Here is a 14257-nt window from a genome sequence, read left to right on the forward strand (position 1 = left end):
TTATAACGAGGAGGTATTTTATGAAGAAGATTTTAAGCTTGATGCTGGTACTATCGCTTCTCGCATCAGTAACGCCTGTTTATGCGAATGTAGCAACAGAGTACAATTATGAGTTTGGTGTGAAAACAGGAGGAAACGATGACGGCGGAACAGGTGATGGTATTTACATGGGCGTGAGTACCTATGAATCTGGACCAGCCTCTGATTATGCAGCAAATTTTGGCGGAGCTCCCGCTTGGTCTGATATAAGACATACCTTTAAAATGGAAAATATTCCACCATGGAGAATGAATGAGCTCGTTTTTTGGCTGGTGGGCAGTGATGACTGGTACGGTAAATCTGTGGATTTGTATCTTCCCTATCTTGAGGGGAATACCAATCCGGCTAAGGTACAGACCATTAAAATAGATTCCTGGACAAGAGACCAGGGCAGACTTTACCGTGACATTTCGGACGTAACCAAAAGAAAATTCACAGATATGGGTTATGTTGATGAGCTCGGCGGAGAGTTCTACCTGGATGCGAATTCGTCGGGCTCTGAACATGCAGAGTGGAACAAATATGTCAGAGATCAATATGGTTACTATGACATCATGCAATATGAGGATGCTCCTGTATTCAGCTATTCTGTTTCGGACGACGCTGTAGGCAGGGATTGGTTAACATTTGAGGAGCCTACAAAAACAAAAACGTTTCAGCTCAATATTGACCGCAAGAAGCTTCACGATCAAATGGTTGCACAGAACAAAGCAGAGATTTCGCTAACCTACAGGGTGGCGCTGCTTGCCCAGTCTACCAATGCTGAAAGCCTCGGGGGGACCTTTGCCCATACAAGCTCAGGCGATCCCGAGGTTAAAACCTATTTAACAACAAAGATAGGGCAAGAGAATTACTATTATAAAGATGTAACTTATACGTTCTATCGTAGTATATATAACCTCGGCAACCCCGATATCAATCAGACGGTTACCTATTCGCCGAGCCAGGACAACCGGTATCTGAATCGGAAATTGACAGATGTTAACATCACAGTTGAAGCGGTGTCCATTCATAAAAAAGCTATGACGCAAGAAATTAAAACGGAGCTCATCACAAACTTCCAGGCAACGCCTGTGTTATATCTTGGCAACAGTACGGAAACACCGCTTGCCGACCTTACCATGACCAAACTGCAGGGCAATGACGGTAAACCAAACGGCAAACTTCAGTTTACCGGACAAGTCCCGCTGGATGTTAGCGCAGTTGAAAGCGAGGGCATAAGGCTTCAGCTTGACAACGTATCTACCCATCTAACGAAAAAAGGCCAGGCGCAGGCCTATTATTTAGAGAATCCAACTCCAGAATCACCGACATCACAAAGTTTTTATTTCTCAACTCATAAAGTGGACACAAAAACACCAACTGTAAGAGTGACCGATAAAAATGGAAATGACCTGGTGGGCGAAAACTCCATTCAAAACAACATCAAAAAGCTGCATGAATTTTATATGGTTGCCAGCGAAACACTCTATCCAGAGGGAAATGTCGCCCACAGCGAGTCGAATCAAAACTATTTGAATTATGAGCTGTACAAGAAAACCGGCGATTCCTATGAACCGGCCGTGACAAGAATAACAAACTTTGACGGTACAGGAAACAGAACAAGAGTTACCGCTCCTATTAACACGCAGGTTATCAATGGAGTCAGCATAAAGCTAAGTCCGATCGATCGGGCGGAAGGCGAATTCAAGCTTCGTCTGTATGGATGGGATCAAGCTGACAATCCGCTGGGCGGAGATGCCGGATATGCAGAAATTGAAAATATCAAAATCGACAACCTGGCTCCGCGGGTGACCGTACATGAAACTGTACATCCGCAAGATGCACAGCTTCGCAAAAGAAATGAATACCGCTTTGAAATGAACGACCTTGAGCAAAGCAACAACGGCTGGTCAAGGACTTATTATACCTTTGTAGACGGAATTGCGGCGCCGCCTGACACGCCAATCAATCAAATTAAACCTGCCTCCGCAGAAATTGCTTCAACTCAAGGGCTGTGGGCATTTGTAGACTCAGAAGGTGACAGCACAACTGCCATTCTATCCATTCCAAAAGGGGACAACTTTGAGGGAACGCTCTATTATTTCACAGTAGACTCACTGGGGAACGATTCAAGAAACGAGCAAGCATCAAGATACTATAAAAAATCTGTGAGTATGTTCAATGGAAATGTTGCCGACACCCTCCATACGGAGGATTCCAGTCTTCCAAAGCCGTATTTTGACATTAGCTTTGACGTAAGCAATCCAAACTTTGAAACGAGTTACCGATGGATTTCTGATCCTGGCAATGACAAAAGCTTTACGCAAAAATTTAGAGTATACGAATCAAGCGATGATGTTGGTGCAGCTGAAAAAACTAATGTTAGCGGAACTAAAGTTTTGATGGACGGGAAATATATACTGGAATATCGTGTGAAAAATAAACAGTCTGGTAACACTGCTGAATTTTCACAAGTCTACACGTATGACGCCTATTCCCCGGAGATTAAATATACCGCAATAAGTCAGCACGATCATTTCAAATCATCACAACAGTTTAACGTGAAAGTGACAGATCGCAGTGGAATTGCCAGTGCCTATTACTATTTATCTAAGCCAGACTCAGAGATCAGAATTGAAGCTATGCCTAACTATCCGCTGACTCTGACGCTGGACAGTGACAATATAGCACAGGTTAATCAGACCTTGACTCTAACAGGACTCCCAACAGGTGCGTACAGCATTGTTGTTGTGGCACAAGATCCGCATGGACGAGAGAGCAAGAAAGTTTCCCCCTACTTTGGTATGAGGTCAGAAGCTGCGATCATTGACACATTGAAATTTACGGAGTCAAAGACTGTAAACGGAATGGGTACAACAACGGATGGAACCTATAGTGTCTATGCTGTTTTGAATGAACCGCATGCAGCATGGACTTCTGATAGCGCATTGAAATATCAAAACCCGGTATATTATGCAACAACGGACGGCATGCCAACAGATAACGGCGCTTTAGTTCCTGAGTTTACAGCGAGCAACAATTCCGGCGGGAATTATGCATTTACACTCGACACACCGGTTCCGCTTGAGGAAGGTGTCAACACGATCTATTTCCAGTTTGGACTCATCAATGCTCCTGCGGACGACAAACCTGAATTTTTAACAGAAGCAAAGCCGCTCACCATTCTTTATGATAGCCAGGCACCAACCTTTGAATTGCCGGACTATAGCACCATTCAGCCAACCAACGCCTCCGTGACAGCAACAATCATCGCAAGTGATGCTGGGACAGGGATTAGTAAGCTGACAGTTGCACCAGAGGATGCAGACAAAATCACGGTTTCTCCATATACAGACGGTGCATTCACAGTAACGGTAAGCGAAAATATATCAACAAACCTGACCCTGTCTGACGAGCTTGGAAATCATGTTCTGGTTCCTATTTCCGTATCTAACATTGACCGGGCAGCTCCATCTGCGCTTGCTTCAAGTAACATCGTGACCAAAGGAGTAAGACAAGATGGTGTGATTACCGTTGAAGTGTCAGACAAGAACGATACAACCGTTTCATTCGCGCTTATTCAAGACCCGGCAGACAACCATATTCTAACCGAAGCGGACTATGCGTTGTTTCAATCAAGCCAATCCGTGGAAATGCAGAGTAGTCCGGTAATCATTAATGGCGCAGGCAACAAACAGAGAACCTACTCCATTGAGTTGAAGGGGCTTAGTGGAAGCTATGCCATTGGGGTCAAAGCTGTCGAAACAGCAGGAAATGTGACTGAAAAAGTGTTCTTTGACTCAAAACTAGACCTGGTTGACGCGGAGGCAGCAATTGTAAGTGTCAGCGCAAACCCTGCAACCACAAAAACCACCGCAACGGTTAGCGTTTATTTTAACGTTCCAGTCACCGTGATGCCTAACGCACCTGTAGAGGGTGATGTTGTGGGTGAAATGGCAAGGTCGAACCTTCTGTATACAGGACTTCTAACAACATCGGCTGACTATGTCATGGACTACGAGGTTGTAATTCAAAACAATAATACAATCAGCCTCTATATTCAGGACGAGGTTGGAAGGGATAGCGTTCTAGAATTCACACCTGATGTTAATTTCGTTACAGGATTCGACATTTCCGGTCGTGTAGAGAAAAATGGTCAAACCATCCAAAACGGCGGGTTTATATCCTATAACCAGGGCGATAAGCTGTATTATGTTGTCGTTCCGGATCCAAAGTATTCCGGACAATATTTCTTTGTTGAAAATGCAGTGTTATCCGGATTAGAACTCAATACAGAGCTAAGTGTTCCGGACCCTTCATTTACAGAAGAGGAAGGAAGAACAGCTTATTCAAAGCTGGTATTCGAAGCGCTAAGAGACGGCAAAACAACAAAATCAGCTTATTTCGAGTCATACACGGCAGAAGGTATGGAAGCTGACCGGATGGAAGCTGAATATGTTGCAATTACAGTGGTTGATGAAACTGCACCTGTTGCCAAGGTGGACTATTCAAGCACAGAGTCAACCAACCAAAATGTTACCGCAACACTTTCTGTCTATGACCCGGAAAGCGGGATATTAAAACTTGAACGTTCGTATGACGGCATAAGCTTCAGCCCCATTGACTCTGTTGTTTCGCATACCGAAACCTTCGAGCAGAATGCAACAGTATATTTCAAAGTGACAAACAAAGCCGGAATAGCAACGGTACTGCCGGTCACAGTCTCGAATATTGATAAAACGCCAATTACGCAAGACAAGCACTACACGGTGGAATACAGCTACGAGAACTATCTTGGGAACTGGGTTCCAATCACAGAAGGAAAAGCCTATAGAAGGGTTATGGCAACGCTCAAGTTTACCGGAGGCGGAAAAACTCTTTCTATGACAAACAACAACGCAGCATTCTCAAGGACTCTAACTGAGGATAATAACACCTTCACATTTGAGTTTAGGGATCATTCGGGCAACACAGGTTCTCATATAGTTCGCTATAACCAGTTTGACAACACCATTGGACAAACATCCTATGTGTTATCGAATACGGCCAAGACCAACCAAAATATCTTTGCAACGATCACTTTAACGGATGATTCAGGTGAAATCGCATTCGCAGAGGTGAAGAAGGGCGATGTGGTTTATCCCTTCAAAGGGGAGCCGCTTGAGAATGAATATGTCGTTGAACTGGACAGCTTAGGAATTTACAATGTGACAGCCTATGACTACGCTGGAAACCGTTGGATGACTCCGATCACCGTCTCAAACATTAACAAAATAGTGCCAACTGCAATTGCAAAAACGTACAGCACGCCACCAACCACCATTACTGCACAAAGCGTGAATGTGGAGTTGACCCAGTTCAGCAAGGATATCAAAACGATTACAGTCACCGGTGTAGAACCTACCGGAAGCCTAACTGCGGGCGATATCGTACATATCCCCGGCACAAAAGCTGTTCGGTTTAGAAAAAATGGTACAGTGTCCATGTTCTTTGTTGACGACTATGGCAACGAAGGACAGGAAGTGATTACCATATCGAATATTGTGTCCACACCGCCGCAAATCAAAGCCACTGCCACATTAGCTGAAGATAAGCTGAGCGTGAATGTAACCTTTGACCAAATCCGTGACAGTGACGGCGTTCCGCTGGACATTCTTAGAAAACTAACAGAGCTTACCGTTTCTTATCGTGGATATAAACATGCACTTCTGACTGAAGTGAAGGACGAGTCCGGCGATGCCCTGTCCTATAAAGAGGCAGTAATCAACGTTAAAACTAACGGGGAGCACGTTTTTCAAGTTAGGGACCAAACAGGTATCACGCAAAAAATTCTCGTAACGGTTGAAGGCATTGAAGTGGGCGGCCCAAGGGTTAAGGAAGTCCGCTGGACATACAAATATCTCGAAAAGAACCAAAGCGGCGAATGGGTGGAAAAGGATCATCAAAACAAGATTGTTGTTGGTGTGGACACCTCTGGAAAAGAAGAAGGATATGTTGTGGGAATCGACAAGAACCCGGCAACAAACCAGAATGTGAATGTCACGGTAATCACGGATAAAGATGCTAAACTCGTGGGCGGAAACGATCCTTGGGAACAAGAGAAGTCAATGAACTATAGAGAAAATGGACTTTACAATTTTAACCTTGAAGGAAGAACAGGGACCTATACCTCGTATGGTGTCGACATTGGTCTAATCGATAAAACATCCCCAGAGCTAAAACTTAAAAATGGGGAAGAGCTAATCTTCATCGAAGGCATGACGCCTAAAAAAGATGCCTCCATTGCCTATGACAAGTCCAAGCTTCTAGACTTCGAAGCATGGGATATGGTTGCGGGTAAAAAGGTCGACCTGACGAACCGGGTCACCATAAGCTATGGATCAGGCGGACGGGTGTTTAACCCTGACAACATCTCGGCAAACGAATTTGTCCGCTCGAACCCGTACTATATCGACTATACGGTAAGAGATGATGCAGGGAATCAAACCACCATTCGCCGGACCGTTCGCCTTGTGGGTCTGTATGACACCATAGCTCTTGTGAACGGCGTTATGCCAGACAGCTCAAATGCTGCGTCCGTTCTTGGAAACAAGGTTGAAATTTCATTGAAGAACTTTTCCGGGATCTCGTATGCACGTTATGAAAAAGGTGTCTTAACACAAGGTCAGATGAAAACAAAAGGTACTGTCCTGCAGGAGAAAAGCGGAGTGTATACCCTCGATAATGTTACGAGCGGCTGGTACACCGTATATATCCAAACGGATAAACGCGACTATTTCAACATTCATGTATATGTCTCAAATCAAGGAGGGAAATAGGCAATGACGTTCTATAGAACAATGAAACGCAGCATCGCTGCAGCTATTATTCTATCCATGCTTTTCACTTTTGCCAGTTTCCCTGTTCATGCTGACGCTAGCAATGCGGATTATTCCATTGCGAACGAATTTATGAAATATTCAATCAATTCAAAAACGGGTGGTTTCTCCATTGAAACCATTGACGGTCATCCGCAAAAAGCGTTTGACAACAACCTTCCGCTTCTTTATAAGGAAGATGCGTCAAGGAGCAATGGAACATCCTTCACAACCGTTCGTATCGACGGAAAGGATTTTATTTTCGGTCAGGAGTATGGCTGGTTTGGCATCGATACCAAGCTTCATGAACCTGTCGTTTCAGAGCAAAACAGGCTTTTAACCATTGCCTGGGACATTAAGGGCTATACCATCACACAAAAGGTGTCCATTTCGATTGACCCTAACAACTCCAGAGCTGGAAACATTGGTATTTCATATGATGTGAAAAATAACAATGCCACAGCCGGAACGGTGGGGATCCGGCTTCTTCTAGACAACGCGCTTGGTTCAGAAATTGATGCACCTTATGTGTTGGTTGACCCGTCGCAGCCGACAATCGTTGAAACCGAATATAGCGGTGACAACCTTCCGCAGCAAATCAGATATGTTGATTCGCTTTCAGCTTCGAACAAGACGGCTTATGCCCTCTTGTCCGGCTGGAGCGGCAACAAGGATGTGAACGTTGATAAAGTGATTGTGGGACACTGGATTAATCTTGCAAACACAAGATACGATTATACACCAAACCCTAGTGTCGACTTTACGAATTACTCCAACAAATATTTAGTTCCTGACACTGCAACGGCTTATTATTGGAATGAAAAAACCATTGAGCCGGGTCAAGTCAGAATTTCTGAAATGCTCTATGGTATCGGTAACTTTGCTGAACAAACCAAAAAGGAGCATGTATCCATAGGGATCCACACTGAACAAGTATTACTTACTAACGACAAAAAAGCTTATGAAAACAATGGTGTTTTTAAAGCAAATGTAGTCATTGACAATAGTGTCTCAGGAGCAAAAGAACTTATAGAACCCATTGTGAAGCTTAGCCTCGAAGAGGGACTTGTGTTTGCAGCCACGAATACACGGGAATACACGGTGAAGATTTCGGGCGGTCTTAACATTGGAACGGTGTTTAATATTCCGGATGTTGACATTATTGCAGAGACACAGTCTATGATCACATCAAAACGTCTGGTCGTTTCGTTAAACGCCACAGAAATTATTGATGCTAGCACAAATAAAGTGGTTGACTATAGTGCAAACACAAACATTTTGATTCCTGCAGTTAAAGGAAAGCTCCCGGAAGTTTCAATGAAGCATGTTTTCCCGGCGGCAGTTTATTATGAGGGTGACAAAAACCTTACCGTTTCTGGCGATATGAAGGTTCTGATGGAGGCCCTTTCGGGAAGTGACGGATGGAGTCTGTACCTTGTTCCATCATCCAGCGCTGAGGCTGTTCTGATTGACAAAAGAAAAATAAGTTTTGTTGAGGAAGGTCAAACGCTTGCCTTCTCAACGAATCAGACGTTGGCGGTTGGAAAGTATGACATTGAATTTAGATTTACGAATCAACAGCTGATCGATGCCTTCGGTACAAAAATCCAAGCCACAACTAAAGTGGACGTCACCAATAAAATAGCGGATAAAAGTGCAAGCTACGGTATTGTTTCGCTAGTCCGGTTCACAGACGCTGCAAACAACAGACAGTTATATGATTATATTAGTTTTACAAACGAAGATGTAATGAAGAAATTTATATCCGGCGGCGTGAAAAAAGATGGCATTCTTCACAAAGAAATAGCATTTGAAGAAAATAAAACAGAAATCCTGTTGACCCTTCGCGGAAAAATCAGGCTTATGGATACGGGTAAAGAAAAATATTACTCTGCCAGCAGAGCCGATGGCGATATTACCATTAACAGCATCCTGACCTATGACAGCAACGAAGCTCTTAAGATGACCGTTGACAAAAAAGGTGCAAAGCTGGAAGGCGATGGTACCGTCAAAGTGATCAACTCGATTAATATTTGGCATAATAAGTGGCATTTTGAAGCAGGCAATGGAACTAAATATACCCTGGATCGGGAGGCTGTTGCCGAGAAGACTGCTCAAGCATTTGAACTTCAGCTCGGAGATGCCGGTTCTATGATGCAAAATATTGCCGGTTTTTTGATCAATATTAAATATGGTGTGATGACCCGGGACGATGATGATTTCGGAATTAGCTTCGGCGGAAGAATTTCAATGCCGTTAAAAGCTGCTGATCCATCGAAGGGTGAGGAGCATTATGATTACAAAGGCTCACTGACAGCGAACGTTCAAGATGTTCTCTATGGAAGTAAGGACAGCAAAATTGGTTTTGTTGGCATTAACACAACACTGTCTGTAGCCCTGCCCAAAGATATATTAGGCCCGTTAGTAGGAAACGAAGCCGGTGTTAAAGCGGATATAACCATTAATACCATTGATGATATTTATAGCATTGATGCCGGTGTTTCCGTTACCATGCTGGAAGTAGAAGGGTCACTGGCACTGAAGAAGGTTCCTATTAACGAAGTTCCCAAGATGATGCTGGACAAGCTCACCTTCTTTTTAGCGCCAACTACAATGAAGGTTCCTGTGGTTGCACCTTATGTATTTATCACAGGCCTTGGCGGAGGAATTTCGAACCTTGCAGACACCGTTGCCGGAGACCCGGCAGGCGAGCTTCCACCCCTCACCATCCATCTTCAAACAAGGCTTTTAATTAATGCCATTATTGTAGGTGACTTCAAGCTGGATGCGAAACTATCCGGTCTTGCCATAGAAGGCAGCGGCCACTTGGAGAAGGACGAAGAGGCAAGGCTGCTTAATATTCAAGCGGGAATGAATGTTCAATGGATCTCGCCGTTTCAGCTTAATGCCTTCGGCAGCATCAGTATTCATGCCGGAGCCATTCGTGGCGGGATAACGATTAAAATTACGGAAGATTATTTTTATGGTTATGTTTATGCAGGGCTGTTCATTCCAGACTCCATCCCGCTGCTCGGGGGCAAGGAGATCGCAGGTGTTGAGGCAGCCGTCTCATCTGACTTTGTGGGTGCAAACTTTAAGGTCATTGGGGTGAAGCTGGGCTTTATCTATTATTGGAACGGTGACCTAAGCTTTGGCGGGTCCATCGACCTCTCTTCAAGAGGAGACGCCGTTCACTATGTCCACTCGGAAGCGCTGGACGAGAGCGGCAACCTTGTGCCAACCACCATGATCTATGGAACGAATATGAGAAGACTGAGTACGGAGGCCATCGCTAAGACAAGGGCCGGGAATGGGGTTACAAAAGAGATTAACCCGGCAACAAAGGATGCACTTCTCTTTGAAATTCCACTTCGTGGTTTAATCAAGCCTTCTGCATCAGAAATTAATATTACCAATCCAAATGGAAAAAGATTGACCATGGTTGAAGACGATAATAAGGGCAACGGAAACTATCTTGTTCAATCTTTAGATGGCACTAATTATTTGTACATTTCAGTCACTGATCCCTCTCTGATTGTTGGGGGGAACTGGTCCATTTCAGTTTCAACACCTGACGTTTATATAGACAACTTTGCAGTAAACAGTGTTGACTATATGCCAGAGCTTACAGGAGTTAGTGCTTCTACTAGCACAAATACAAGCCGTGAACTTAACGTTTCTTGGACAACGGACAAGCAAGGCCAATATTCGGGTGCACTTAATGTCTATGTCACGAAAGACCCGTCAATCATGAAAACCATCGAATCTTCTAACATTCAAGATACTTCATCCTTAATTAGTATTGGCAACCTGGAGTTAGATGAAATCGAATCAGGTTCTCATGTATTCACGCTTCCTGAGTCTTTTCCTGAAGGGAAATATCACGTGGTTGCAATGCTTGTTAACCATCAAGGCGGAATGAGCAAGAAAATCACTGCTTCAACATTCACTTTCACAAATCCATTGCTCCCTCGAAACCCAAAATCTGTGTCTGCGGTCTACAGTGGTGACGGTTATGTGAAGGTTGGCATAACGGGAAGCGACGACACTGCAACCCATTATCTTGTGGCGATCCAAGACGAAGATGGAGTTGAGGTCGAGAATTCCTTCGGTCAATTTAAAGTGGGCAGTGACATCATTCTAAAACCATTAGAAAACCAAACCAACCGGCCTCTATTAGAGGAAGGCAAGACTTATTTTGTTAAAGTGCAGGCTGCTAGAATTGTGGAGTCTGCCCTGAAACAGGCGGAATATTATCGTTCAACCGAATTTGCATCATCGCCAGGCTTTGTTATGCCTTCAACGGATAAACCTCAGCTTGTAAGCGTTGAGACAAACATTGACAGATCCAAAGATCGGTACTATTTAAACACTGACCAAGTAAAGGCAACGTACACCTTCGACAGACCTGTTAAATTGACCTTCAACCTTAATACCGAAGATAAAAACACGCCTCAAGAGTATAAGAAGGTCTGGTCATTTGAAGAAAGTGTTGAAGACGGCCAGCAGCTGATTGACTTTGTAGCGGTGGCTGAAAACCGTGACACCCTCCAAGGCAGCAGGTCATCAGGGGCTATTGGATTTACTGTTGATACTCAAGCACCTGCGTTACTCCTTGATGAAGATGTTCAAACCAGCCTTGACGGGGAAAACGTTGATAACACCGTCAGCAATCAAGTTGTTTTTGTTGGCGCAGACTCAAGCTACAGCTTCCGTGGTCTAACAGATCCATCCGCAACATTAACGCTAGACGGCACTTCAGACGGAATTGTTATCAGTCCGGACGGAACCTTCGTTGTCAATCGTAAGGCCTTGAGTGAGGACCCGAACCAAACCCTGATGCTTAAAGCGGTTGATGATGCCGGTAACGAAACGGCTGTTCCAGTGTATCTTGTGAATCGTGTTTTGTCAGAGTATGAAAGCATTAAACTAATCTCTGACCTGGAAGGCTCCGAGGATCAGCCTGATTCGATCGAGCTTGGCATAGGCGGGACAACGGCGCTGTCTGTGAAAGCTCTCCGCACAGTTAACGGCACCGTTCTAAAAGCAGAAGACGTTGTGTGGGACGTTCTGTATAATCAGAACATCATCAGACTCTCGCAAGATGGGACCATTGAAGCATTAGCTCCAGGCGAAACTGCCATCAAGGTTAGTTATAGACTGTCTGCCTTTGAAGGCCAGGACGGGAAGACGGTCTATAAAGAACTGTCAGACGTTATCAAAATCAAAGTAAAAGATTATGGTTACCGTTATGAAGTTCGTCAGACACAAGGGTTCTCGTTGTACACCATATACACTGAAATGAACATGGGCAAGGCAACGGTTGTGATTGGAGGCAACAAACAAACACTGTTATATGACAATCTCAAGAAAGCATATATTGGTGCTTCAAAGGAGCTTGTCACAGGTGAGCAATTAACAGCCAAGCTTGGTTTTGAACCAACGGTGAAATCTCCTGTTCTTCTGCGTGGAGACACCGATGGCAGTGGTGATATTGATAAAGTCGACGTTTTGGCAACATTGAATGCTATTTTAGACAATGTTTACAACGGTTTTAGTTCTGTAGAAAATTGGATGAGAGCTGATACAAACGGTGACGGCATTGTTGATATTGTAGATGCGCAGCTCACACTAATGGAGGCACTTAAAAGATGATCAAATACTTAAAAATCATTTTGTGCATCATGCTTCTAGGGGCTGCCCTACCCTCATATGCCTATGGCGCAAATGATGCTGCAGACCTTAGTTATCGTGTGGACATCACAGTAACGGACAGCTCAGGTTCCTTGAAATCATCTTTTGAAGTTGGAGAAAAAATATTTGTTAAGCTAAGTCTTTCCTATACGGGTGCCGGAAGGGCGCCTGTATATGGCTTTCAAGGAAAGCTGCAGTTTGATTCTTATGTACTGGAAAATACCGGTGTGAATGTGGAAAAGGACATTTCAATGAAATATTCCGATGGTGCCATCAACTATGTCTATCTGGATATGACCGCCAAGGGAAGAGAGGATTCCATACTGAAAAATATTGGAACGGCTGTATTTCAAGCTAAGAACAGCGGCACGTTCAGCATCTCTTCAAGCAGCTTCATTTTGACGAACAAAGATGCGACACACCGGTATATTGAACCGGTTGAAGATGTGCAAATTATTGTGGGCGATGGAGTAAAGGACCCCTCAAAATCTCTATTATATGAAGACATTGTTGCTGCAAAAGCTTTACTTGCTTCAGTTACTATTGCGGATAATCCCAAAAACATCTACTATCCGGATCATTGGTATCCGACAAAATCCGCTCAAAAACTGAGAGAGGTGATTGCCGGGGCTGAGGCTGTTTTTAATAACAAGGATGCGCTGGCGTCTGAAATCACTGAAGCTATTGAAAAGCTTAGCACTGGTGTTTCCGATTTCGAGAACTCCAAAATTGTCGGCCCGAAACGTTGGGCTGCTCCGGCCGACAATACCACAGTCAATAACACCGCAGTTGATCTGTACTATTCAGTTAAAGCTTCTGTTAAAGGCGGAAATGGCAAAATTGCCGAGGGCTTTGAAGCTCAGACCATTCGTGCAACAACCTCTGCCACCATCAGAATGATTCCGGATGAAGGGTTTGAGACCGAATATATCTTTGTCAACGGTGACAAATTTATAGGCCATGACATTTACACCATTCCAGAGGTTAGCCGTGACACCATTGTGGTTGTAACCTTTGCTAAGAAAACTCCTTTTACAGATATAGCACATGACGATTGGTTCTATCCTTCTGTAAGGTATGTGTACAACAAGGGACTATTCACGGGAACCTCTGAGACAGAATTCTCACCCTCCGGGAAAATGAGCCGTGCGATGCTGGCCACTGTAATCTATCGTATGGAAAATAAACCGAATGTTACATTTGCCAATGTATTCTCTGATGTTCAAAGTGGCCGTTGGTATTCAGATCCGGTGATTTGGGCAAATCAAAGTAACATTGTTAACGGGTATGATAAGGGTAAATTCGCTCCCAATGATGCCATCACCCGTGAGCAAATTGCTGTTATGCTGCATAGATACGCAAAGGTTAAAGGTGTTGACCTTCAAGCTAAAACTTCCAGCCTGAGCTTCAAAGATGCAAATCAAATTTCAGGCTATGCCAAAGCGTCCATTACTTGGGCTGTGTCTAAGGGCATTATGAAGGGCAACACGGATTTGACTATTAATCCTTCGGGTCTTGCAACCAGAGCAGAGGTTGCCACTATGCTCGAAAGGTTTAGTGAGTTGGACTGAATTTAAAATAAATACAAACCGCCCCGAAATATTTATCTCATTAAATAAAAAACCGCGAAGCCTTGCTGCTTCGCGGTTTTTCTGTGTTTGCTCTCCAAAGCTTTCATTATTCTT

At 44.1% G+C, this 14257-nt stretch carries 3 protein-coding genes; all 3 read left to right on the plus strand.

The genetic code is table 11. From position 1 onward, the window contains the following. The first annotated feature begins 20 nt into the window (after positions 1-20). Genes NST69_RS03725 through NST69_RS03735 form a run of 3 tightly spaced genes read left to right on the plus strand, consistent with a single transcriptional unit; the run spans position 21 to position 14143 of the window. Positions 21-6839, plus strand: coding sequence for a hypothetical protein (locus NST69_RS03725; RefSeq protein WP_342548520.1), 6819 nt, complete (start codon positions 21-23; stop codon positions 6837-6839). A 3-nt stretch (positions 6840-6842) separates the two neighbouring features. Next, positions 6843-12533 carry a hypothetical protein gene (locus NST69_RS03730; protein ID WP_342548521.1) on the plus strand — a complete coding sequence of 1897 codons (5691 nt, stop codon included), beginning with the start codon at positions 6843-6845 and terminating at the stop codon, positions 12531-12533. Next, positions 12530-14143: an S-layer homology domain-containing protein gene (locus NST69_RS03735; protein WP_342548522.1), complete on the plus strand. Its 1614-nt coding sequence runs from the start codon at positions 12530-12532 to the stop codon at positions 14141-14143. Before NST69_RS03730 ends, NST69_RS03735 begins: the two co-directional genes overlap by 4 nt. The last annotated feature ends 114 nt before the right edge of the window (positions 14144-14257 follow it).

Origin of the sequence: Paenibacillus sp. FSL P2-0089 (assembly GCF_038595095.1) — a bacterium.
Taxonomy (GTDB): Bacteria; Bacillota; Bacilli; order Paenibacillales; family Paenibacillaceae; genus Paenibacillus_AQ; species Paenibacillus_AQ silagei.